17 protein-coding genes and 1 tRNA gene are annotated in these 25,258 nt (G+C 53.1%); 12 read left to right on the top strand and 6 right to left on the bottom strand.

Annotation, left to right across the window (positions count from 1 at the left end; all coding sequences use genetic code 11):
• Nucleotides 1-779: 779 nt before the first annotated feature.
• Nucleotides 780-1,820, top strand: coding sequence for an NAD(P)-dependent alcohol dehydrogenase (locus tag MK110_03555; protein MCH2210352.1), 1,041 nt, complete (start codon nucleotides 780-782; stop codon nucleotides 1,818-1,820).
• Nucleotides 1,821-2,071: 251 nt separating this feature from the next.
• Here MK110_03555 and MK110_03560 read toward each other — a convergent pair.
• Nucleotides 2,072-2,143: transfer RNA gene (locus tag MK110_03560), tRNA-Gln, on the bottom strand.
• 339 nt (nucleotides 2,144-2,482) lie between these two features.
• Between MK110_03560 and MK110_03565 the strand changes: the two genes are divergently transcribed.
• The 6 genes from MK110_03565 (at nucleotide 2,483) to MK110_03590 (ending at nucleotide 10,717) form a co-directional block, all read left to right on the top strand.
• Nucleotides 2,483-3,328, top strand: coding sequence for an AAA family ATPase (locus MK110_03565; GenBank protein ID MCH2210353.1), 846 nt, complete (start codon nucleotides 2,483-2,485; stop codon nucleotides 3,326-3,328).
• A gap of 778 nt (nucleotides 3,329-4,106) precedes the next feature.
• Nucleotides 4,107-5,948, top strand: a complete 1,842-nt coding sequence (locus tag MK110_03570) for a M20/M25/M40 family metallo-hydrolase (GenBank protein MCH2210354.1) — start codon at nucleotides 4,107-4,109, stop codon at nucleotides 5,946-5,948.
• A 162-nt stretch (nucleotides 5,949-6,110) separates the two neighbouring features.
• Nucleotides 6,111-7,025 carry a hypothetical protein gene (locus tag MK110_03575; GenBank protein ID MCH2210355.1) on the top strand — a complete coding sequence of 305 codons (915 nt, stop codon included), beginning with the start codon at nucleotides 6,111-6,113 and terminating at the stop codon, nucleotides 7,023-7,025.
• Nucleotides 7,026-7,219: 194 nt separating this feature from the next.
• Complete coding sequence (locus tag MK110_03580; protein ID MCH2210356.1) at nucleotides 7,220-8,002, top strand: PrsW family glutamic-type intramembrane protease; 783 nt, start codon at nucleotides 7,220-7,222, stop codon at nucleotides 8,000-8,002.
• Nucleotides 8,003-8,416: 414 nt separating this feature from the next.
• The gene (locus MK110_03585) at nucleotides 8,417-9,376 is read left to right on the top strand and encodes an aspartate carbamoyltransferase catalytic subunit (GenBank protein MCH2210357.1); all 960 of its coding nucleotides are present in this window, start codon (nucleotides 8,417-8,419) and stop codon (nucleotides 9,374-9,376) included.
• A gap of 36 nt (nucleotides 9,377-9,412) precedes the next feature.
• Nucleotides 9,413-10,717 (top strand): dihydroorotase, encoded by a 1,305-nt coding sequence (locus tag MK110_03590; protein MCH2210358.1) that lies wholly within the window; start codon nucleotides 9,413-9,415, stop codon nucleotides 10,715-10,717.
• Between the two features lie 561 nt (nucleotides 10,718-11,278).
• Here the strand turns inward: MK110_03590 and MK110_03595 are convergent.
• From MK110_03595 to MK110_03610, 4 genes are all read right to left on the bottom strand, one after another.
• Nucleotides 11,279-14,068 (bottom strand): hypothetical protein, encoded by a 2,790-nt coding sequence (locus MK110_03595; protein MCH2210359.1) that lies wholly within the window; start codon nucleotides 14,066-14,068, stop codon nucleotides 11,279-11,281.
• A 729-nt stretch (nucleotides 14,069-14,797) separates the two neighbouring features.
• Complete coding sequence (locus MK110_03600) at nucleotides 14,798-15,349, bottom strand: sigma-70 family RNA polymerase sigma factor (GenBank protein MCH2210360.1); 552 nt, start codon at nucleotides 15,347-15,349, stop codon at nucleotides 14,798-14,800.
• 326 nt (nucleotides 15,350-15,675) lie between these two features.
• Nucleotides 15,676-15,846, bottom strand: a complete 171-nt coding sequence (locus MK110_03605) for a hypothetical protein (protein MCH2210361.1) — start codon at nucleotides 15,844-15,846, stop codon at nucleotides 15,676-15,678.
• A 443-nt stretch (nucleotides 15,847-16,289) separates the two neighbouring features.
• Nucleotides 16,290-17,357: a hypothetical protein gene (locus MK110_03610; GenBank protein ID MCH2210362.1), complete on the bottom strand. Its 1,068-nt coding sequence runs from the start codon at nucleotides 17,355-17,357 to the stop codon at nucleotides 16,290-16,292.
• A gap of 566 nt (nucleotides 17,358-17,923) precedes the next feature.
• Between MK110_03610 and MK110_03615 the strand changes: the two genes are divergently transcribed.
• The 5 genes from MK110_03615 (at nucleotide 17,924) to MK110_03635 (ending at nucleotide 23,735) form a co-directional block, all read left to right on the top strand.
• Complete coding sequence (locus MK110_03615; protein MCH2210363.1) at nucleotides 17,924-19,543, top strand: alanine:cation symporter family protein; 1,620 nt, start codon at nucleotides 17,924-17,926, stop codon at nucleotides 19,541-19,543.
• A gap of 467 nt (nucleotides 19,544-20,010) precedes the next feature.
• Nucleotides 20,011-20,874 carry a dihydropteroate synthase gene (gene folP, locus MK110_03620; GenBank protein MCH2210364.1) on the top strand — a complete coding sequence of 288 codons (864 nt, stop codon included), beginning with the start codon at nucleotides 20,011-20,013 and terminating at the stop codon, nucleotides 20,872-20,874.
• Nucleotides 20,875-21,150: 276 nt separating this feature from the next.
• Nucleotides 21,151-21,543: an STAS domain-containing protein gene (locus MK110_03625; protein MCH2210365.1), complete on the top strand. Its 393-nt coding sequence runs from the start codon at nucleotides 21,151-21,153 to the stop codon at nucleotides 21,541-21,543.
• A 584-nt stretch (nucleotides 21,544-22,127) separates the two neighbouring features.
• Nucleotides 22,128-23,183 (top strand): Ldh family oxidoreductase, encoded by a 1,056-nt coding sequence (locus MK110_03630; GenBank protein ID MCH2210366.1) that lies wholly within the window; start codon nucleotides 22,128-22,130, stop codon nucleotides 23,181-23,183.
• Nucleotides 23,184-23,456: 273 nt separating this feature from the next.
• The gene (locus MK110_03635; protein MCH2210367.1) at nucleotides 23,457-23,735 is read left to right on the top strand and encodes a hypothetical protein; all 279 of its coding nucleotides are present in this window, start codon (nucleotides 23,457-23,459) and stop codon (nucleotides 23,733-23,735) included.
• A 290-nt stretch (nucleotides 23,736-24,025) separates the two neighbouring features.
• Here the strand turns inward: MK110_03635 and MK110_03640 are convergent, their stop codons facing one another.
• Complete coding sequence (locus tag MK110_03640) at nucleotides 24,026-25,255, bottom strand: mandelate racemase/muconate lactonizing enzyme family protein (GenBank protein ID MCH2210368.1); 1,230 nt, start codon at nucleotides 25,253-25,255, stop codon at nucleotides 24,026-24,028.
• Nucleotides 25,256-25,258: the final 3 nt, after the last annotated feature.

Consider the following 25,258-nt stretch of genomic DNA (forward strand, 5'->3'; position numbering starts at 1 on the left):
CCATCCAGTGTTTCACAGTACGTCGTGTGTCCTGATTCTCTGATGAATTTCGGAACGATTCCTAATCAACGCTCGTTGTTCCCTCACCTGGTGCCAGGGGCGGCACGATACCAAGCCATGGAGAGTGAATATGCCGGTCAAGGGAAGTCGTCTGTACACGGCAGAACAACGGGACGGTTCGTGAGGCTGTGTGGAGGCCGGTGTTGCAACTTTCCATACTCTGTGCAACATCATAAAAATGGATTCAAAAATATTAAGGCCCACAAATTCGCTGTCATCTATTCACTGAACGGAGATATCCTGACAGCAGGCCAGATATTCAGGCCGCCGAGAATAGCCGTGGGTACTGCATCTTTGAACAGGTTGCCCTGTCTCGATGAGACGATTTCTTCGGCCCGGTTCAACCGGAAGTCAATCATTACCCCGGTTCGGGAGCTACAATTGTTTTCATTCCGGCACGGACTGAAAATTCAAGGACATCACCGTGAATAGACTGTTTGACTCAGTTCGGAAAAGCTGATGATCGGTACTGTCCCGGTATTTTTGTCGGCCAGACAGATCACCGAGTACCGTGTCCATGTTAGACCGCCCGATGATATCGGGCGGGGATCATTTTCGAGTTGTCCTGGAAAAATAAATACCAGGCTATTGGCAGAAAATTCTGCCCGACTGCAGGACCCGGGTGTTTCTGCTGGGGCAAACTCTTTCAAAAACTTTACCTGAAACGCCAAGTTGCCGACGTTTGTTAAAATCGGACACTCAACCGGGAGGACACCAGGATGAAAGCTGTGAGACTACATCGATTTGACGAAGGTCTAAAAAGCAGCAATCTTGTTGAAATTGACGACGTTCCTGAACCCGTTGTTCAGAGACGAGATGATGTGATCGTACGCATCGGTGGCGCGGGACTTTGTCGAACCGATCTGCATATCGTTAAAGGTACCTGGAACAGAAAAGTCAATCGTCGCCTTCCCTATATTCTGGGACATGAAAATGCAGGATGGGTTCATGACGTGGGTGATGCAGTGAAACACGTCAAACCGGGGGACCCTGTGATTGTACATCCGCTGATCACTGACGGGACCTGTGCTGAATGTCGTCGCGGAGAAGACATGTATTGTTCGAACGGTCGCTTTTCCGGTATCACGCACGACGGCGGGTTCGCCGAATTCCTGCCTACCAGCCAGAGAGCCGTTGTCAAACTGCCGGCAGAACTTGAGCCGAAAGACGTTGCTCCGTACGCTGACGGCGGTCTCACAGCTTACCGAGCGGCCCGTAAAGCGGCGGAAACAATGAGGCCGGGGATGAGTGTCGTCATTCTTGGGTTTGGTGGCCTGGGGCACATCGCTGCTCAGGTCATTCGAAATCTGTGTGCTGCACAGATCATTATTGTGGATACATCTAAAGAAGCACTCGATCTGGCCCGTGAATGTGGTTTCGAAATCTGTCTGCAGGGGGGTGAATCCGCTGTCGAGAACGTGAGACGGCGGTGTGCTGCAGGGGCTGATGCGGTTATTGATTTTGCCGGTGAAAAAGGGACACCGGAGCAATGTCTGGCGATGCTCGGCAAGGGCGGAACGTACTACGTTGTTGGCTACGGAGGAATGATGCGGGTTCCGACACTCGACCTGATCTTGGACGAACTCAATGTGGTTGGGACTTTAGTCGGTAACTACACCGAACTATGTGAACTGATGATTCTGGCAGCCAGAGAGCAGGTCAAATTATCCACAACCACGTACAGGCTGGACCAGGTCAATGAAGCAATGCATGACCTGATTTCGGGACAACTGACCGGTCGAGCCGTGCTGGTGCCTTAACAACGCCCGCTGAATGACGGATGCCGGTTGTGAAACAGTCTGTCTGAATTCAGGCATGCCGGCAGATAGAGCCAGCTGGGTAACAACTTACCGCGCAACCTGTCAAACCGCCACCACGCTCCGGCTGAGCACAACGATATCACTGACGAGACCGAAGATATGGTGCACCAAAGGTGCCAAACAGTCCTCAGCGGACCCAAACTAAAATATCTGTCTCTTAATATGCTGGCCGGGTTTAGGCTTACCCGAAGTTACCCCGCAGGGACTCGAACCCCAACTGACAGAACCAGAATCTGTTGTGCTACCAATTACACCACGGGGTAGAAAATTTTCACAATTCTGTGTCTGGCACTTACTCTAGCACTCTGCTGAGGAACTGTGAAGTCTTCGAATCTCCGTTCCTGATCGCATTCGTGACCGATTCAGGAAATTCAGCCGTGTGATTCATGCAGTAAGCGGATTTCGCCGAATTGGATTTAATTCAGGTGAATCCTGCCTCTGCCCCGGAGGAGGGGCATTCAGTTCAGACTGACCTCGCTGTTGATTTGCTGAGCTGATCGTGACTCGTCTTACCGTATCACCCGTGTCAAGATAGAATTGATCACGGTCGAATCCACTGAGCGAACTCTCGTTCGGCGGGACTTGTCATTATGGATGGAACCATGCGTACGATTGCAGTCATGAATCAAAAGGGTGGAGTTGGTAAAACCACCACGAGTGTTAATCTTGCGGCTGCGCTGGCGCGAGCCGGACAGCGTGTCTGTGTGCTGGATTTGGATCCTCAGGGACATGCGTCTTTCCATCTGGGCATTGAAGCCGGGGAAGGAACGGGCACGCTGTACGATGTGTTTTCTGATGAAGCCACTATTGACGATGTGCGACAGCTGGTTGCCGAAAAACTATCCGTGGTTCCATCGAACATTGATCTGGCAGCAGTGGAGATGGAGCTGGCCGGGGTCGCGCGGCGGGAGTTTCTGCTGAAGAACAGTCTTCAACCGTGGCGGGATCAGTCACGATTTGACTATGTCATAATGGACTGTCCTCCATCGCTGGGAATTTTGACGATCAATGCTTTGACCGCTGTGGCGGAAGTTTTGATTCCCCTGCAGCCTCATTTTTTCGCATTGCAGGGCCTTTCCAAGTTGTTTGAAACCACTGCACTTGTGAATCGCCGTCTCAATCCTGATCTTCGTGTGACGGGCGTGGCCCTGTGTTTGTATGAATCGGGCACACGTCTGGCGACTGATGTCACTGAGGATCTCAGATATTTCCTGGAAGAAAGTGACGACGACACCCCGTGGGCGAATGCTCAGATTTTTCAGTCCAGAGTGCGTCGAAACATCAAGCTTGCCGAATCACCAAGCTTTGGCCAAAGCATTTTTGACTACGCACCTCGCTGTCCTGGAGCCGCCGATTACACCGCGCTGGCAGATGAAGTTCTTGCTATGTCGGATTGCGATTCCGATGCAGCCGACGACACGAACGAAGGCCTCCGGGTCGCGGCATAGTGAAATGTTCCTGTCGTATGATGTCCGGGCAGACCTGGTTTACGGATCGATGGCCGGATCCGGCACCACCTGTATGCGCATGGCGCAGGTACAGGGCCTGTCAGGCTGACAAACGTAATGGGAGTCAATTTTCTCTCAGGTCGAGCGTTCTTTTGGGCGGACCTCCGGGGCGATTGCAGATTCTGACGCGAGATTTGATTGTGATTGATTCCGCCAATAGTTAAGTCTGCTACCGGTGGTTCCGCTCGTGACTGTCGCCACTTTGTTGACGCATTCGTCAACAGGCTGGTCACATCAGCACCGCTGCGTTCATTCTGAAACGCCACGTTGTGGTTCGGTTTACAGGATTCACAGTGGTGTGCCTGCGTTTGACGGGGATGGTTTCCCGGATTTGAACCGGTTGTTTGGCAGAATTGTTCGAGCTGTTCGCTGACGTACCGACTGTCGGCGGCTCTGGGTTCCCGTGTCGACAGTCGGTTTCGAAATAGCTTCAGTGTTCCCACGCTGACACTCTGCAGGATTTGTTGTCACGGGACGTCACACGTGCGATGATCATCAACCGTCGTGTTGAGGTCATCGGCAATCTCTCGTGCCATTTTTCTGTGTTTCTCAAATATTAACCTTACCATCACTCCTGGATTTTATCCGTTAGTGCCAGGCCGGATTGATTTCCTGTGCGCGGAAGTTCGGGTGTGGAGGACGAATTCGGTAGACATCTGATCGGGCACATTCCGTCGAACTCACTCTCAGCGATCGCCACGCTCACCACAGGATTTTCATGAATCGCAATATATTAACCGCAGTCAGTCTCATCAGTGTCTTCGGTGTGATGAGTTCGGCACCTGCCGACAGTCACCGGGGCGCCGCTGTGGAACGGGTACGGGCAGACATTGAGTTCTTCGCGTCCGATGAACAGGAAGGTCGAGGTGTGGCAACAGCAGGAATCGACCGCGCTGCAGGATACATAGTCGATGAATTCCGGAATATGGGGCTGACCTCAGTGATGCCGGACAGAGGTTGGCATCAGAAATTTGATGTCAGAATCGGGGCGACGGGAGTCAGTAATCGGACAGCTTTGAGTTTTCAGAGTAGCCGTGGTACGCGACTGCGACTGGTAACTGGAAAGGACTGGCAACCTTTGGAGCGCGGGAGTTCAGGCAGTGCGTCCGGCGGACTTGTCTTTGTTGGCTACGGAATCAGTTCTCCGCATGATAATTATGATGAGTACGCTGACGTTGATGTTGCCGGAAAGATTATCGTCCTGATACGTCGAGTACCGGGCCAGGGAGATCCTGAATCGGTGTTTTCCGGTGATTCAACGAGTACTCATGCCTATATCACCACGAAACTGCGGCTTGCCCGGGAACGCAATGCTGCCGCTGTTCTACTGGTCAATGATCCGTTCACCGCACCGGATCCGGAGTCCGATAAACTTGCCGACAGTGATGGTTTTGGTCAGCGTGGTGGACCTGTTCCATTCATGCAGATTCGACAGGACGTTCTGGATCGACTGCTGAAAGAAAGTCCTCTCAGAACGTCCGGCGGTGAACTACTTACGAGTGTGCGTTCCGCAGCACGATACCTCGACAGAACAATGTTGCCGGTTTCCCAGGAGCTGAGATCCTGGTCGGTGAATCTTAATGTAGAGTTTCAGGGGCGTACCGTGGAGGGATCGAATCTGATTGGCATGGTGGAGGGACAGGGGCCGAATTCCCATGAGACGATTATCGTCGGGGGACACTACGACCACATCGGATTCGGTGACTACGGATCCCGTGCACGGAACCGACGGGGGGAAATTCATAATGGAGCTGATGACAATGCCAGCGGAACGGCAGCTGTTCTCGAGTTGGCACGACGTGTCGCGGCAGGTCCAGCGCCGAATCGTCGAATTGTGTTTATTTGTTTTTCCGGTGAGGAGCGAGGTTTGCTCGGCAGCCGTCACTACATCAGTCGGCCCCTGTTTCCGCTGGACGATACTGTCTTTATGTTTAACTTCGATATGATTGGTTCTCTTCGAAACAATCACATGGAGGTTAACGGAGTCGGGACTGGTGCTGAGTTTCTTCCACTCGTACAACAGGCTGACGAATCAACTCCGGTCAGTGTGAAAATTGTTTCGAGTCCTTTCGGCGGCAGCGATCATCTTCCGTTTTATCGAAAGCAGATTCCGGTCCTGTTTTGCTTCACCGGAGTAACCGATCGGTATCATACTCCCGATGACGATGTTGAAATGATCAATATGGATGGAGTTGTCTCGGTGATTGAACTGGGAGAAAGATTGTTGCACGCGGTCGATGGACTTCCAGTCAGACCGTCTTATCGTCGGTGTAGACGTGGTCGGACTCGGATGGCCGTTTTGGGAGTCCGACCGGACCTCTCCGACAGTACCGGTCGGGGGGTTGGCGTGTTGAGTGTTCGAGATGGTTCACCCGCAGCAGATGCCTCTGTACAGACAGGAGACATCATCGTTAATATCGGGGAACAGCAAATAGACGGTTATCCCGGACTTTACGATTTTCTTCGTAAAGCACCGGACGGTCGATACGTCCCGTTAATTGTGGAACGCAATGGTCAGCGTGTTGGTTTGCGGGTGAAGCTGGGAACAGCCAGTCGATAGTCAGCAGGCGACAGGGAGGCAGTTATGAACCGGGCGGCGATCAGGTTGTTGTTCATTGTGCCGGCTTTCTCAGCGTTTGTCGGAGTCTGGTCTCTGAAAACTGACCCCGCAGACAGTTCCCTGCCGGAAAGATCCCAATCAACAGTCAGGCCGGATTCGTCGGTGGCAGCTTCCCATTTGGGTGACAGTGAACATTCGGCGGTTTCGTTTAGCGTCGATGCAGCTGAATCTGAGGCTATTGTACGAGCGTATTCCGAACCGGTTCCTGGAAAACGCCGAGAACATGTTCGTCAGCTTATTCGGCGGCTTCGCCCACAGGAATCTGCGGCAGCAATTGAAGTGTGGCTGGAAGCATTCGAACATTCGGCCGATGATGAAATTGCGTTTTTGATCAATCAGTCCGGGTTGCCCGGAGAAATGGATGCGAGTCCGTTGTCATCTTCTGTGTTGGGCAACAGTGCCGGCGGGGGCGCATTCCCATCCAACGATGCGGAATCCATGAATCTTCAGATCGAGTCGGCCCGAACAAATCTGAACAATATCATGACAGTGGGGTATCGGGGCCGAATTGACGTTAGGATGGTTTCGGCCGGCGCTGACACAGACTCTCAGCAGATTTCTTTGAGACGAATGGCCTGTGGGAACCTGTTTATGACAGGCGACCCCCTGCATGTCGCGCTGCGATCACCAGGGCTCGTTTTTTTTCAACTGGCCGATGGCCGATTAACGCGTAACGGAATGTTTGTCCGTACGGACGATGATCGTTTGGGACTGAGGGCTGGCGACGGAGTTGTGGCGATTCAGAATTCCCCGATTGTTCCGGCTGACGTCCAATGTACGATTGCGGCCGACGGACGGGTCCATGATGGTGACAGCAACCGATCGTTTGGCGCAATTCGGGTCGTCACAGCAGATCGTGCGGATCAACTGTCGACGAATGACGGGGTCTACTTCACCACCAGATCGGAAGTCAGACCTGCTGAAGATTTCGAACTGCGCTCCGGAGGATTCGAGCTCAGCAATGTTGACGTGAAATATAACCAACAGATCCTTGAAATACGGAATGACTGCCGCTGACCACTGGTGAAGTTGAAACGGGATGCGATGTGAAAATGCTTCTGGTGGTATCTCGCACGTTGATGCCGTTACACACAGAAGGTAACCAGACATGAAGGCAGACTGTCGTGTCGGCCGCACACTCTGAGTTCGGGGGACCCGGACAGAAATAAAGTTCCGGAGTGTTTCAGTCACACTAATGCGAAGTTCGATTTATGCTCGTGTTTTTCATGGTTCTCGTCGCGGCGATCGTTCTGGGATCGATCGTCTATCGCTACGACCTGTATAACAAGGAGCCATGGTACCTGCTGCTGATGACGACTGGACTGGGGATGTTGACCGGGTACGGTTCCGGCCTGATCGAAGATCAGCTGATCCAGGCATGGAACATCTACGATCAACCGATGGAAATGGCCTGGCTGGCGGGTATTGTGGAAGAACTGGCCAAGGTGCTGGTCGTCGTGGCCGTTGCCTTTGTGTGCCGGTCTAAATTCGACGATCCTCAGGACGGGCAGATTTACGGAGCCTTTGCCGGACTGGGTGCCGCGATCATCGAGTCACGTGTCTACCTCACGCTGGGAACGCCCGAACTGGCAACCGTCGGCACGGAGTTCGCCCGTCTGTTACTGCACCTGCTGCTGGGAGGCATCGGCGGTTACGGTATCGGCCTGGCTCGCTTCCGGATTCGGGGCTGGGCGTGGAAACTACCGGTCTCGGTGACGGTGGCCGTGGTACTGCATTCGGCCTGGGACTGGGCCTGCGGCCTGCCCGCACAACTGGGCGAGATCACAATGGGCCCGCGGTATATCGCCGTGGGGCTGATGCTGACCACGCTGTTGCTGTTTGGACTCATGACGCATTTGGGAACGCAACATGCCGCAGCAGCACTAAAACCGCGACGACTGCGCACGCTGTTCGGCTGGCCGTTCAACCTGATCTTCCGCAGTCGACCGGAACACGTTTCTCGGAACGACGATGACGCTCCGACTGAACCGTGAATACGTCTGCAGTCACCACCTGCCGCTTGCGAAACGCGAGGTGGTTCTGTAATCATCCTTGTTCAATCCGCAAACCAGGGCCACAAACTGCATCACTGAATGCCAGACTGAGGGATTCGCAGTCTTCGCACACTCAGCACATGTTGTTTTACGGCTAATCCAGCAATCATCCTGCCGATCAGCGGGAATGACCACCAATCCGTATTCGCGTGGAAATCCATCGCGGTCGTGCGTGTATCCCGTTCTCATTCCGTAAGTGGCTTCTATCCATTGAAGTTCCCCGGCAGGAGTTGTAGAAGGGCCTACAGGAGTGGAATGTTCGGTCCGCGACCGCCACAGACGGACAGACATGAGGTCATGATTGCGTGCGGCAGGTTCTGCTGGCGGTCCATGGCCGGTTTTACAGGAGTCGTCATGACAATTGCCGACGCAGATCCAGTATCCATCGGACAGCATTTGCTTGGCATTGAAGAGTTGTCTGCTGAGCAGATCACGTCGATTCTGGACCTCGCCGAACACTATCGTGAGAAAACAATCAGCAGCGCCGAGAAACTGAACGACCTGCGAGGGATTGTTGTTGCAAATCTGTTCTTTGAACCATCAACGCGTACTCGCACAAGTTTCAACCTGGCTGCACGACGCATCGGGGCAGATACTGTTGATTTTTCAGCCAGTGGCAGCAGCCTGTCTAAAGGAGAAACGTTTGTCGACACGGCGTTGACGATCGAGGCGATGGGAGTTGACCTGGTCGTTTGTCGACACCGATCTCCCGGTGCTCCCCACATGCTCGCTCGTCACCTGAAGGCCGGCGTTCTCAATGCTGGTGACGGGACCCACGAACACCCCACACAGGCCCTGCTGGACATCCTCACAATTCGACAACGCCGGGAAATCCAGGGCCTGACAGTAGCTCTGGTTGGTGATATTCGACACAGCCGAGTCGCGAGATCCAACATCCACGGGCTGCAAAAACTGGGGGCCAGGGTCATTGTCTGTGGTCCTGCGACGTTGATTCCCCGTACGATTACGCAGATGGGTGTGGAAGTTGCCTATGACCTGGATGAGATTCTTCCGAATGTCGATTGTGTCAACCTGCTGCGAGTGCAGTTTGAGCGACAGCGCGGAGCTTTTTTCCCTTCCATTGAAGAATATGCTCATCTGTTCGGAATGACTGCTGAACGCATTCGACGGGCAAAAGACGGACTTCTGGTACTGGCGCCGGGGCCAATCAATCGTGGAGTGGAACTCACTCCGGAAGTGGCAGATGGACCGCATTCACTAATTCTTGATCAGGTAACCAACGGGCTTTTCGTGCGGATGGCGTGTTTATCGATGCTGGCTGAGGAACGCCGGCGGATACGGAACAGTAATTGATCAGTGACTTAATCATTCGGCCGCGTTGCGGAACAGATGTCTGGTAAAAATATGCAGCGACTCGTGATCACCAACGGAAGGATCATTGATCCCGCGAATAATATTGACCGTGTGGGCAGTTTACTGATTGAAGATGGCTGCGTTCTGGATTTACTTGACGGGCCGGATGTCTCGGAGATTGATGCAGAACAGATCGACGCAGACGGACTCCTGGTGACACCGGGATTTGTTGATCTGCACGTGGGCGTTGGTGAACCGGGATTCGAAGAAGATGAGACGATTGCCTCAGCCGCACTTGCGGCGGTGGCGGGCGGAGTAACCAGCATTGCAACTCTTCCGTCCACAAATCCGGTTGTGGACAATCGAGGCGCTGCGGAATTCGTTAAACAGCAGGCTCTGCAGGTCTCAGGCAGTCGTGTGTTTCCTATGGGAGCTGTCACCAGAGGAGCTAAAGGCGAAACGCTTGCGGAAATTGGGCAACTGGTGGAAGCCGATGCCATTGCTTTCAGCGATGGAAAACTGCCGGTTGCGAACGCGGAAATCATGCGCCGTGCTCTGGAATACTCAGGTATGTTCGACCGTCCGATCATGCACAATGCCATGATTCCTGAGCTGTCAGAAACGGGAATTATGCATGAAGGATTTGAATCGACACGACTCGGCCTGCGAGGAATTCCGGCTGCTGCTCAGGACATTATGACAGGGCGGGATATTGCTCTTGCCGAACTCACCGGGGGTCGTGTGCATATCATGACCGTGACCACTATGGATGCCACAGAGCGAATCCGCACGGCTCGCCGAAGAGGCATTCAGGTATCGGCTGATGTGACACCTCAACACCTTCTGCTCGACGACACTGTCATGAGCAGTTTTGACACACTCTACAAAGTTAACCCCCCGTTCCGTACACAGGACCACACCAGTGAACTCATTGAAGGCCTGAAAGACGGTACGATCACCGCGATCAGCGGGGATCATCAGCCACTGGCGATCGAAAAGAAAGCGGTTGAACTGGACGTTGCCCCCTTTGGAATGTGTGCCCTGGAGACGCTCCTGTGCTGCAGCATTCGTGCTCTGATCGAACCGGGGCATTTATCCTGGTCGCAATTGCTGCGATGTCTTACTGTGGGGCCGGCGGAAATTCTCGGGGTCAATGCAGGAAGACTCTCTCGCGGTTGTGCGGCTGACGTTACCCTGATTGATCCGGCGCGTCGAATCACGATTGATACAGCACAGTTCCGTTCCAGAAGCAGGAACACACCGTTTAACGGGCAAACATTTACCGGGGCTGTCGTGAGGACGCTGGTTGCCGGCAAGACAGTTTATGAGCGACAAACATAGCGTGAAACGCATTCCTGTCGTGTCAGGGTCAACCAGGTTAATTACAACAGGAATGACATTTCGGCTGACGTAATACCGGATTCAGATGTGTTGACGTCAGGTTGAGATTTCCATCCAGCAGACATTCTGCGGCGGCCTCATCTGCTTCACGAGTGAGTAAATCGCCTTCTGCCATTCGATTTCGCAGTTGTGCAATTCGATCATTCCGCAGGGGTGAGTCACGGATTCATCAGGCGGTGCAGATTTTGAATTGCCGTTGGCTGCGGCTGAGATTCGTAATGGAGCTGTCGTAAGCCCGAATTTGTTGCCGGTTCTCAACACCTGGCCTGTACTGATGCAGAAAGTCTGGCATTTGAGTCGGTTGACGGAGAGTTGCGGGACACCTCTTCAATCAGCGCTCCCATAATTCAGATATGGGTTCCGAACTGTTAAATACCGTCTGCGATAAAAATGTAAGACGGAAGAACTTTCAGAATTTAACAGTCTGTCGCCAACCACTGCTCTCCCGCTGGAAGTCGGGTGAAGAATATGCACCGCGTGAAACAGATGGCTTAATACGCACTAAGGTCGATCATCGCTGGCTGTGATTGATTCGGACATGACCAGTGCGTTTTCGTCCTGCATCTGGTCATAGTGAATTCGGGCATTCACAACGCCGTTCGAGATCGCCTGGGTTGCCTTCAGATTGATTCGGAAAGTCTTCTGTTTCCCAGGTTGAATTCGTTTGACCGGCTGAAAATGGTATTGGAGTTGCCCATTGTTGAGCTTGGGGTCAGCACGCGGTCCGTCCCTGCCGACACTCACCCCCTGAACGCCTTCAGGCAGATCAATGATCAGTTGGATGCCGGTTGCATCTGCCGTGCCCCGATTTTCTGCAACGATTTCGAATCCAAATTCAGACCCAACAGAGACGGGCCCGTCCAGCCGACTCATTCGACTTCCAATGTTGTGCAGGTCTTCAACTGCTGTGATCGTTCGGGCCGCAGTCTCAAAACCCGCATTTTCAATGACTGTTACCAGACTCTCCTGATCACCTGAATCCGCGGCAGTTAGTTCAATTTTCAACGTTTCCTGATCACCCGCCTGAATCCGATCAACATTCCATACCACTTCCCGCTGCTGTGGACTGTAAACGCCGTTATGCGACGCACGTTCAAATTTCATGCCTTCGGGAATACGTTCAATGACACGGATTTCGGAAGCATCGAATTCCGTTCCGTTATTGAGGATATTTGAATAGACCGCCGAACGACCGACGTAGCGCCGTTGGGGGCCCTGGCGAATGACATGGATCTGCTGCCCCACAACCCGGACTGTGACCTCTGCGGTGTCTCCCGGGATACCATCTGCAAGCAGTTCAGCGCGAGTCGTAAACTTACCGGGTTCTGCGGCGATCACGTTGAGTATGATTTCACGTTCCGTACCAGGTTCGAGAGTATCGATGGAGTATTCCAGATCGTTACCGACAGGATGTCGCAGTCCCGATGGCAGATCGCTTCTCAACACGACATCCACGGCAGTTCCATCACCCTCGTTCCGCACCATGTACCGGAGTTGGGTTTCTCCACCGACCCGAACCGGACGCGGCGTCTTGAACTCCAGTTTGAGATTTGGAGCGCGTACAAGAGTGCTTGTGGTAAGCTGAGCATTGAAGCGAACAGTTGCAATACTGCGGAGCACACCCTGATCTGTTGGTGTCAGGCGTACAATGAGTTCACGTGAATCGCCGGCCTGCAACTGTTCGAATTTCCAGATGAGACTTCGCGTCTCCTTATTGTATTCGGCCGGGGGGTCGGTTGTATCGACGCGTGCAGCCACAGGCACAGCATCTTCAACGACCACATTTTCAGCAACTGACTTGCCTTCATTGGTTACAACAACCCTGTAATCCATTGGCTGACCAAGTGTTGCAGAGTCGGGCATCTTTTTGTGAACCGTTAAATGTGGCCGCAGCACGCCGGTTGAAGACGACGTTCGCCGCTGTGATTTCAGGGGAAGTTGAGGAGTCGTGGTTTGGGGCGGCACCTCGTCGGGCAAACGAATCCTCCGTGAATCAGAATTGCGATCGTCATTCTGTCTTCGAGGCAGAGGAGGGAATTCAGGCGATTCGTTGGTCAGAGGATCAACAGAGTCAAGTTGGAACGGGGGGGATCCGTCTCCTGCGTCAGGTAACACGGAATCAGCGGGAAAGGATTCATGATCGGACTCTCGGGCCGGAGGAAGTTCCAGGTCGCTATGAAAGTCGTTTGAGCGTTCCTCCGTCGTGTCAGGAACAGATCGTTGAACGTCCGGCGCTGTCGTTTGATCAAAGGATGAATTACGGGACGGTAACCGTTTTGAAGACTCCTCCGCAAAAGGCTGAATTGAGTCGTTGTTGTCCGTATCTTCTCCGAACATCAGATCCTCAGCAGAGCCGTTTGGTGCAGGATAGCCGTTGTCATCATCATGAGTTCGAGGAACCTCGACGGGCAAGGGCGGCAGATCACCTTCGTTGGACTCCGGCGCCGGAGTTTGTGGTGCGTCGATGTTCAGACCACTGGTCGGGGGGGCCTGGTTGAGCGGTTCGACCGCATCTGTTTCGAACGGTTCGGAAAATGTGGACGCGTCGGATGTTTTGTTTGCCTCGCCTGACAGCACTCGACTTCGCGCAGGACCGTCCTGGGGCGACAGAAACAGCAGGGGATTTTTCCGAGCATCCGACAGAGTTTCTGACGGAGGAGAACCTGTATCTGAGTCGGTAGTTTCTGCGAACGGTTCGGAGATCGGGGGCGGCACGTCGAGGCCGTCGACTTCAAAAGAGGAAACGGTGACTTCATTCGAGTCCGTCTGTTTACTTGAATCTGCCGCGTCTTCAATGTCGGGCTCGAATGTAAAATCGAATATATCGGACTGCGTGCTCTGGACCGAATCAGACTCCTCCGCAAAAGAAGCCGTTTGAGTTGGTCGGGTGTCTGATGGAATAGTCCGGGGATCAGACTTTGCAGTCACAGAATCGACCGCTAAGGGATCTCGGTTTTCCGTCAGATGGTCTCCGGAAAAACTGTTGTTGACGGAGACGAGTTGGTCGTGATCGTGTTCGTCATGAATTACTTGGTTGGATTCACCAAAAACGAGAGGATCAGAGTCTGGTTGCTGGTTTCCCCTCAGGTCGGCAGACAACTGACCCTCCAGTGCTGACTGGCTGGGATCTGCAGTAAGCAGAGTCTCACGACCTTCAGTTTGCGAAGTGTCGTTCAACGGATTTGATGCCGTGTCGCCGATCGAAAGACCCTCATGGACTTCCTTAACGACAAGACTTCCAATCGCAATGACACCAACAATAGAAATCAGTTTCCAAAGTGAATTCGGCATGGGAATCCGTTCCCTGTAGTGTCGGAGTCTTTCCTGACCCCGATTAGACCAGTCCGTCGCAGACCTGAATCCGTACACTTAGCAAAACGTCAGAAACGCGCGAAGACAGGATCGGCGTTTTTTGCCGATCCTGGCGTTGGTTGAATCTTCTGTGTTTCTCAGCGCATTTGGGTCGCGTTCACTGTAACTCAGGTAAAAAGCGGAAACTACGGAGCGGTGGTATATGTCACACAGAACCGAACCATGGTGAGTGGTCAGTCGAAACGAGCGCGATACGTGGTCGGGGTCGATCTGGGCACTGGGGCGTCTGGAGCACGGATTCGCCTGGGATCAGCAGCAGCGGTCAGTATTCCGTCCACTGCCAAGCCGTGGACGGAATGACTTCTGAAGCTTGAAGTTGACCACAGGGCAGGGACCCCGTTTACAATCATGCAGCGCCCACGACCCACCGATGACCGATTCACAGACGTCGATCGGAATTGGCGTGATGAAGCGATTCGCTGTCTGCGGGAAATCGATGCTGACCGAGGCTGATTTGACTCATGCGAAACGGAGGACAGACGGACACAGAGACACAGGATGGTTGTCTTGGGCGAGTCACTTCCCGTCGGTCCTGGGATCCGGTAGCAGGCCGTGGCGATCAAATTGGATCGCCACGGCCTGCATAAGTTATGCTGAACTTAGGTCGAAAAATGCAAACCGTCTGCTGAAGTCAGCTGTCCATTGTCTTCAGGCGGGCTGCATTGCTGCCAACATTTCACGCAGACGGTGTCGCGCTGTGTGCAGCCGTCTCTTGATCGTTCCGACTGGACTGTCAAACACTTCTGCCATGTCCTTCAGTGACTGACCTTCAAAGTAGAACGCCATCAATGTCTGACGGTCCATCTGACCGAGTTGATCGATTCCCGATCGCAGTTGCTGAGCATCCTCTCGCTGCAGGAGATTGGCTGTGGGACCGGTGTCTGCTTCCTGCAACTGTTCAAACGTCACTGGTTCACAGGTCCGTTCCGTCGGACGTCTGACGGCGCGATTGATTGCCAGTCTGACAGCGATCCGGCATAGCCAGCCTGCGAATGCAGACGGATCCTTCAGCTGAGTCATCTTTCGGTAGGCGCGCAAAAAGACTTCCTGAGTGACCTCGTCTGCTTCTGCCGTATTTCGCAGTCGCTGTATGACAATTGCGTAGACCCGGGAATAAAATGTTTTGGTAAGTTTGTCGAAGGCGTCCCGGTTTCCTGCCTGGGCACGCAGCACTGTTTGTATGTTGAATTCCGCAGACATCATGCCGGACTCCGTATGGGGAGCACTGTGTTGGATTTTGAACCGTAATTCTGACTACTGAGGTGATGTTTTGCAGACAGTACGAGACCCGTGAAAGTTGAAGTCATGGCGACTTCAGGTGCCGTTGGTCTCAGTAAGACAAACAATCGCCGTCTGGTTGAGAAGATTTCAGACGACTTCCGGAGCGCCTCAGGATTCGTCCGGGCAGGACCCGCTGCTTAGCTGTCGGTGACAGAACTGAGCACGTTTCTTAGGGAGTGTGGGGACACCACATATCCCGATAAGTGAGTCGGCAGAATCAATCCGGGCGGAGGACGCTCCGGGTTTCACATCGACCCGCTGCGCAGGCGTTCCCTCCGCCGGTGTGGCGGTTGCCGGTCTGCAAACTGGACGGGGGCGGCAGGAGGACTGGCCGGCTCGGTCGCACACAGATACGCATCGCTCATGAGAATGTTCTCGACTGAGCTTTTGGCGCTGATTGTGTATGAGAGCAGCATTGTCATGCCTCCTTAAATGTCCTGAATAGCCTTAGCAATTCTGGCTCATTGAGAGGTGGTGCGATTTCTTACACCACGTTCGTCAAATCAGATGGATATGGCCGGTGAAGGCGCGTGGCCTAACCGACTGTCTGTATCGGTCCTGGTTTTCCGGGATAAAATGATCTGTTCTTACCGGAAGAAAACTTCGGCTTCCGTTGAGACATCGGTATTTGATAGATGGTTCGCGGAATGTGCCAGAATTCTTTGTTTTTTTTGAGGAATCCGAGAGAACGACCAAAGCCAGTGTAAAAACTCGTACTGATACGAGACTCAAGTCATCCGAATGAGGCCGTGCCGTTCGTCCCGTTGACGCACACGGCTGAGTGCGTCAACACAGAACCTCGTTGGAAATTATCCAAACGTGCGGCCGGGCTGCGGGTCAAAACCGACTTGGTGTCCGATTATCTTCGTGCGACACCCAAATTACGCGGTTTGTCAGCCGGAGTTCGCCCGGGAACTGCCACCGCTCGCGGTGATTCATCAAAGAACCACAGTTTGTCCGGAAGCGGCTTGCTGACGGGGTTCTTTGGAATTGAGAACAACTCCGGTGTCAGTTTCGCTTCACCTGTCCGTGGATTTGGTTTGACCTTCGCCCTGAATTCCTGAATCAATTGCCTGACACGGGGATCATCAGGGCTGCTGAACGATCCAATCGTGACATAGGATTTTCGAGAGTCGTGCAGTACCCAGGCTTCATAGTCTTTTGCATAGCCGTACTTGGTAGCGCGACGCAGGGCTGTTGCCAGTTCCCAGGCTCTGGTTGCTGATTCATCAGCCTGTCCGAAAATACCGAATCCTGACTTTTTGGAATTCTTCCCTGAGACTTCGACAATTTCGTTTCCACGAAATGTTGCCACTTTCAGTGTGTACCTGCCTGGATTTTTCAGCAGGGAAAGTTTGCCGTTGTTGGCATTCATCTGGACCAGCTCGGGATTGACTTTGTCCTTCCCAAGGTCTGAGGGGTCTCGCAGAGGATTTGCTACGAGAAACGCACGTTTGAAAGGCTTTGCGGCCAGCTTATCAACAATGATGGCGCCGGTATCGGGTTGTTTCAGAAATTCCGGTTGAAACCTGTTCTGAATAATTTTAAGGACCGTCTGGGCAACACGATGTTCGGCTGATGGAAAATTACCTGCCATGATCGCGATGCCCTGCTGTCGCTGGATGAACCGACCTTCTTCGCTCAACTGTTCCTTTTGGTGATAAACATATGCCGGAATGCCTTTTCGCCGAAGTTCATAGACAATCTGATCAGCCGCGTCTTCTGCTGACATGCCTTTCGCTTGAAGCCCGGTGTCCACGTCACGCAGTGTGGTCACAAGAATCATATACGGACCATGGGCCTTATGAAGACGATATCGCTTTCCCTTGACGACTTCGGTTTTGCGTCGCTTTTGAGCTTCCGCCGTCGTTGGAATAAAGAAGGTAATAGCAAAGACACAAGTCAGTATGACTTTCAGGCAAGACATCCGTGTCACTCCTGATTTCGCCTGACACAGATCGTGTCAGTAAATTGAGGGGCGACGACCGGCTCCCGTTCAAAGCCGACGTCAGCTGTATTATTTGCACATTAACAGGATGGTGGCCTGCGGGTCCAGATCGGATTGGGACCCGCATCGACTGACGGAAACCTGTTTTCCCGCAAAATCTGAGTTGGTGATGCAATGCGTGCCTGCTGTGTGTCACTTGTGATTGTGCTCCTGAAAAATGCCGGCAGAAAGAATTATGCAAATCCTGAACATTTTTCCCGTCAGTTGTGTAACAAACACCCACAGCGTCCGCCTCTGAGGGGGTGTCGGCGAATCCTCACCGGACTCTGTCGCATTGATTTTAAGGGGCTGTTCCGCGGCAGGGAGCCGTGATACAGCCGATTCGTAGCCTGGACGAGTTCCCCTGACATCGGTGAGGGAGCAATGTTTTTATTGATGTCTATTGGGTCAGTACCTCTGCCCAGGTGTTCTTGAAGCTCCCTGATCGGCTTGGTATAGAACCCTTTCAAGCACTGTCTCCCAGGATATACGAGAGGTTGGCTGTGATGTCTCAATTCAGAATGTTCCTGCCCATGCTGTTGTGTGTTCTGGTCTGTGCAGCACCGAGTCATGCGCAGGACAGTTCCACCACTCTCGAACAGCCGGTGTCGGCAGAGGCTGAATCGTCCGCCGCTGACGATTCGCAATCAGCCGAAGCGTCGGCGGTCAGTGCCGCAGACGATGCCTCGAACTCTTCAGTTTCCGAAATGGTTAACGCTCGATTTGGTGTCGTCGTCGAACACATGGCGTTGGTTTTGTTTTGGATTCCCGTGCCCAGTATGCCCATTCCTTTAATCGTGCTGATTTTGTTACTCGGGTCGATCTTTTTTACGGTCTATCACGGCTGGCTGAATGTCAGAGGCTTTAAACATGCCATCGATGTGACGCGGGGCAGATTCGACAATCCTGAGGATCCCGGGGAGATTTCACATTTCCAGGCCCTGACGTCTGCATTGAGTGCCACGGTTGGTCTGGGAAATATTGCCGGTGTTGCGGTTGCAATCAAAGCCGGAGGTCCAGGGGCCGTCATCTGGATGATGATCATCGGACTGTTTGGAATGACTGCCAAATTTCATGAATGCACATTGGCGCAGGTGTACCGCAAAATCACACCGGACGGCACGGTTCACGGAGGTCCCATGTACTATCTTGAGATTGGGCTTCAGGAACGTGGTCTTCCCCGGATTTTAGCCAAAGGATTTGCGATTGTTTTTGCGGTGTTCTGCATCGGTGGTTCTTTTGGTGGCGGCAACATGTTTCAGGCCAATCAGGCGACTTCAGCCGTTCAGGGTCTGCTTGGCAGCTTCGGCGGCAGTAACTTGATCATCGGTTGCATACTGTCATTCCTGGTGGCACTGGTGGTCATTGGCGGCATCAGGCGGATCGGACAGGTAACGGAGAAGGTTATTCCGTTGATGTGCGGTGTCTATGTGCTTGCGGGGGGCGTTATTCTTATCATGAACTGGGCACAGCTCCCGGCTGCAGTGAGTCTTATTTTTCGATCCTGCGTGACGCCGGAGGCGGCTTTTGGAGGATTTGTTGGTGTTCTTGTGCAGGGAATCAAACGCGCCGTGTTTTCTAATGAGGCCGGAGTTGGATCTGCCGCGATCGCTCATGCCGCAGCAAAGACGGATGAGCCGGTTCGTGAAGGTGTTGTTGCTATGCTGGGTCCATTCATTGACACCGTGGTGATCTGCACCATGACGGCTTTGGTGGTGATCGTCAGCGGGGCTTATGCTGATCCGTCTGCCGGAGACGGGGTGGAAATGACCCGTTGGGCATTTGCAAATACTCTGAACTGGTTCCCGGTGATATTGAATGTTTCCGTATTTCTTTTTGCTTACTCCACGATGATCAGCTGGTCGTACTATGGTGAAAAGGCGTGGCAATACATATTCGGGCAGTCACAGACTGCGGTGATGAGCTATCGTGTGCTCTTTTTGCTGTTCATTGTGCTGGGTGCAGTTTCAACTCTGCAGAACGTGATTGAATTTTCAGATCTGATGATCCTGTCTATGGCATTTCCCAACGTAATTGGCGGCATGATTCTGGCTCCACGGGTTAAGGCTTTACTTCAGGACTATTGGACCAGGTATCAGAACGGTGAATTCAGGACCTATTCCTGAGTGCTCAAAACGAGCGGGCCATTGACAATGACTCCTGCGTTTTGCAATCTGACTGTAAGTATAGATTTTTTCGACCGTTATCATTGAAGTGATCCTGTGACGGACGGAGCTCACTGGTTGCACCGGATAACGTTGATGCCCGATTCCTGCTTTTGCCGGATTCTATGTCTTCCTGAGTGCTCCCGGGAAATGCTGTCAAAGATAGCACCTAAAATCATCATCGGGGAACATCGGTCAAACATGATCAACGTCATGGTTGGGCTTCAGCACAGGTTGTTGCTCTGTCCGGCGGGTCGGCGATGAAGTTCAACGATCTGTTCAGGAGTGCTGAAAACGAATTTGATCGTGTTTTGGTCTCATTATTATCATGGAACAACACGACTTATCCCGTCCGGTGTGAATCCACGTAATTCGGTACCTCGAGTGCCGCATGCCAGTGTTCTGCCGCATCAACGTGGAGTTACCCGGTGACGAAACAGGTTTGGGATTGTAAGGGAACGGTACTGAAGGCTTCACGGATTCCGTTATTGATGGGGATCCTGAACGTCACTCCGGATAGTTTTTCAGACGGAGGTGAACACGATTCAGTGGCCGCTGCTGTTCGCCACGGACGGCGGCTTGCTGCGGATGGAGCGGATATTATCGATATAGGCGGGGAATCAACGCGGCCTGGGGCAAACGTCATTGACGCGGATGAAGAACTGCGACGGACCATCCCGGTTATTAAACGTCTGGCAGAACAGATCGACGTGCCGATCTCCATCGATACCACCAAGGCAGTGGTCGCGGAACGGGCGGTCGCCGCGGGCGCTCGAATTGTCAATGATATCTCCGGACTGAGATTCGATGGCCGGATGCTGGATGTTTGTCGGGACAGCGCTGTGGGGATTTGTCTGATGCACATTCAGGGCACACCACAAACCATGCAGCAGAACCCTGTGTACGGTGACGTCGTTGTCGAAGTTGCTGATTATCTGCGGGGATGTATCGACCGCTGCGTTGAATCCGGTATTTCACCGGAGCGGATTTGTGTTGATCCTGGAATTGGATTCGGAAAGACTTCAGGTCACAACCTGCGACTGTTGCAGTCTGCGGGGCTGATACAGCAGTCACTTGGACGCCCGATTCTCATCGGACATTCCCGGAAACGTTTCCTGTCCAAACTCCTTGGAAGAAAGGTCGATGAGCGACTTGCCGGAACGGCAGGTGTTTCAATTGGGCTGGCCCAGCAGGGTGTGGATGTGCTGCGTGTCCATGATGTCGCGGCGATTCGGGACGTGCTGATTGCCTGGCGGGAATTGACGAATCCTGGTCATTTGAAGTCATTGTGATTTCAGAATTGCGCCCCGTTATTCTGAAATTATACGCTGACTCTCGCCTGTAACCGTTTCTGTTGGGTAGACTTTGCGAGTACAGATTACGGTTGTGCCAAAGGCTGTTTCAGATCAACGGCAGGTAATTGATCTAAAGTGATTTCGATCACCGCATAAGGTGCCGCGATCAGCGTTGCTGTCTGGAAATGGTGGTTGACAGAAAGTGTGATGCGTGATCGGCCTGAGCCACCGGTCATCAGCTCTGGTGGAACGTGACAATTTCAGGAAACAGATATGAACGATACACCTAATGCTGACTTTATGGCAAATGGCATGCCTCCTTCCGGCCAGTATGCGCTCACAGCGGACGGGGCGATGAAAGTCTACCGCGTTGGTGAGACTACGGTTCTTGGATTTGACGGAAAAGATGTCCCATCGGAGTTCAATGCTGCTCATTACCGTGCTGCAATCACGGATCTCCTGAAAGAGAATAATTGTTCAACTGTTGCATTTGACGTTGGTGGTGTGCCGATGATTCCCAGCGGAATGTTGGGCCTTTTGGTGTCACTCAGGAAGATTGAAGGTCTTTCACCAAGGGTCCAGCTGTTCAATCCGTCGTCTGACATCGAAGAGGTTCTGCAGATCACCAAGCTCAACACGATGATTGAAGTGCATCACATCAACTGAGTCCGCGAACGGAACTGGAGAGTTTCCGCGAAATCGTGCTGGATACCATCCTCGGATGGGATGGCGGGCGTTTCTTTGTTGTGAATCTGTCCGTTTCGAATGTGTACCGTTTTCTGAGCGGGAAAGCGTTTCAGGGGACAGGGCCGAAGACTGCCTGTGTCCCGGGTTGTTCTCATCTGCGGGGTGAAAATTGCCCGGTTGACGTCCGTGTCCCGGACTTGTGACGGGGCTTACGTGATTTTGCGGACTGATGGGAATGGATGTGTGTTTGAATACACTGATGAACCGCATGCCGTCGATCGAAAGAAATGTCAGTTGCGACGTTGGATATGCAGAGACAGGCAGGATCGGCAAAATTTACTCATCGTTTTGCTGTACGTGATTGTTAAATTCACGGGATCCCGGTGTGTCGAGACCGGCGACGAAGCCCCGGCCTGGGAGACGTTCTGACGATCTTTGCAGAAAACCAGGTCTCAATTTAATCCTGTGTTGATTATTGTTCAGCAGCGGTCGGTCGGGGACTGTACAACAGACGACCCGCACTGTGCCCTTACCATCAGTCCTGACCCGTTTAAATACGACAGATGCCCATACTTTTCCCTGATTTTTTGCGAGACATCGGCTGCCGGCTTTTCGAGACTGCGGGGTGTTCAGCTGAAGACGCACGGATTGTGACCGACCACCTGGTGGACTCCAGCCTCTACGGTCACGACTCACACGGACTTATTCGATTTTACGAATACCTGGGCTTTTTCGAGAGAGGACTCTGGACCCCGCGCGGCGTTCCCAAAATTGTTTCCGAGTATCCGTGCACGGCGATTGTTGATGGTGGATCGTCAATGGGACAGGTGTCGGGCGCATTTGCTATGAAAATAGCGATGCAGAAGGCCCGTGAACATGGCACCGCAACAGTGACGCTGCGCAACTGCAGTCATCTTGGTCGCTGTGGAGCCTATCCGTTGATGGCAGCACGGAATAATCTGATTGCCGTCGCTTTTGTCAACGCCGGGCGTATGGGAAGACAGATCGCACCTCACGGCGGGATCGACGGGAAACTCAGCACCAATCCGATTGCCTTCTGCGCACCACGCAAAGATCACGATCCGATTATGGTTGATATGGCGACATCTGTGACTGCCGAAGGTAAGATCCGGGTTGCCCGAAACCGAGGCGAGTCACTCCCGCCGGGTTGGATTACTGACAATGCCGGGCAGCCGAGTGTCGACCCTGGTGACTATCTGGAGTCTGCAGGGGCCATGCTGCCACTGGGAGGTGTTGCCAGTCACAAGGGCTACTGTCTCAGCTGGATTGTCGAAGTGCTTGGCGGAGCGCTTAGTGGTGAGGGGGTTGCGTCCGGGGAAGTTCACATGGTCAGCAACGGAGCGGTCTTCACCGTTTATGATATCGAGCATTTTACAGACCTCGACAGCTACTATGCCGAAATCGAGACATTGATCCGTCACCTCCGTACAAGCCGGGTCAATCCGGATGTTGGTGAGATTTTAGTGCCAGGTGAGCCGGAATTCAGGAAGTATAAAGAGCGAAGCCGCAACGGAATCGACGTCGACGAAACCACGTGGTCACACATTTGCACAAGCGCCAGAGGGCTCGGACTGAACCCGGACTCGTGGCAGCAGTGAGCCGGGAAAGCCCGATTATTCGTGATGTGAGACAAACGGATGTGGCTCATTACCACGGCTGCCGGTGAGCCAAAGGACGAACCGAACGCCAACCCATGATAAGACTTTGTCGAAAGTAATTGGTGTGGCTAACGTGGTAAATACCACATAACAAAGGCCATCCCCAGGATGCCGCCGATCCGGTTAGTCTTGAATAAAGAATCATCCAGCGGGGTTCGGACATGCTGTTCCTGATTTTGCAAACGGTTCCGTCGCCGCGAGGGGAGCCATCAAATGACAGATGAACATGAAGCTCACCACCTGCCCGTGTCACGGACACCACGGTCCATTGCACGTATCGTGTTCGGTGCGATTCTTATTGGTTTTGCCTGTGCGGTCGCTGGCTTGTGTGTTGGAGCCACTGTCGGCGCAAACCTGGATGTCGATATTCGCGTTGCCGACAATCACGGCTACGAAGCCACCGGCCTGCTTGGCGCCATCACCGGTTTTGTGATTGGGGTCGTTGGCAGCGCCATCGCATTCGCTTGTCTCTCCGGAAAAACACAACCTTGATTCGTAACCGGAGAATACCATTGCATGGAAGCGTTGCCTGCTGCTTGACAATCACTGGGGCATTGCAATCACAACGGCACATTGATCCGCTCGGAAGAATCTGCCTGTTCTCGTTTGCCACGTCGATACAGTGTATTCAAGAAAAGGCTGCGCCAATGGCTGTCAGAACTGTTTAGTATGCCGTGCACGGTTCGGATCCATTTGCCGTTTTTGCCATGAACCGTGTATATCCGGGCCGCGGGGAGCCACTGCTGTTGTGTGGATCCTGCAGGATATACGGCGACGGCTAGTCAGAGGTGCGCGGCGATGACCTGATCGTTCAGCTCGACGCCAAAACCGGGGCGATCATTCAGATAAAGTCGCCCCTCGTGAATTGACTCGGGTGGGTCAATCAACTCGGCCCGCCATGGTACTTCGTTCCATTGATATTCGAGTATCTCGAAATTTGGCAGTACAGCGGATAACTGGGCCGAAGCGACAGTCGCGACAGGTCCGTGCGCATTGTGCGGCGCTACTGACATACCATGCAGTTCGGCAGCTGTCGAAATACGCTGCCCCTCCAGGAGCCCCCCACAGATCTGGACGTCGGGCATCAGCACCTCCATGCACTGTGTCCGACACAACGGTCCAAATTCGTGCAGACCAACCAGGAATTCACCTCCGGCAAGTCTCTGAGGAATGGCCTTCTTGATTTCGTTGTTTTCGATCACTTTCCGTGGATCAATCGGTTCCTCAATCCATGATAAATCACAGGGTTCAACGCGTTCTGCTATGTCGATGGTCAGGCCAACATCAAAGTAGCTGTGGAAATCGACATGGATTTTTACTTCGTCACCGGCTGCTGCACGAATAGCGCGAATGCAATCGACACCGGTGTCTGTTGCCCGCTTGACCTGATCAGAAGGGGCGTCGAGGGACGGGAAACCGTCAAAAGGAGCGGCTTTGATCGCAGGAAATCCTTCTCGGACAGCCCGATCTGCATTTTTTGCAAATCCAGCCGGTGACCGGTCGGTGGTGGCGTTGTTGATGTTGGCATACAAATCAATTTCGTCCCGGACCTTTCCACCAAACAGATCATACACCGGAACGTTTAGAGTCTTACCGACAAGGTCCCACAGCGCCTGTTCAATTGCGCTGAATGCTCCGGCCATTTTTCGACCCCCTGTCACCGCAAGATTCAGGCCTTGTTTCCGATATCGACGGATGTCGAAAGGCGACCTGCCGTCAATGAGTTGGAAAAATGTTTTAAGCTCCGACACTTTGTCAGTTCCACCCAACGTTGCTTCAGCGATACCGCTGATTCCCTGGTTGGTCCGAAGCCGAATAAAAAGCCATGTTCTGTTGCGCGGCAGGCGAACAGGAAATAGTTCAAGTCCGGTAATGCGCAGGCTGCTATGGTCCCGATGCCGTTCCCAGGCCGTCGCGACCGGACTCCACCAGGATCCTGCGATAGCGGCAGTGGCACCGGTGGCCAGTAAATTACGACGAGACAGGATCCTGCTCTGCCGAGTTTTCGTCATTTG

Source organism: Fuerstiella sp. (assembly GCA_022447225.1).
Lineage (GTDB): Bacteria > Planctomycetota > Planctomycetia > Planctomycetales > Planctomycetaceae > S139-18.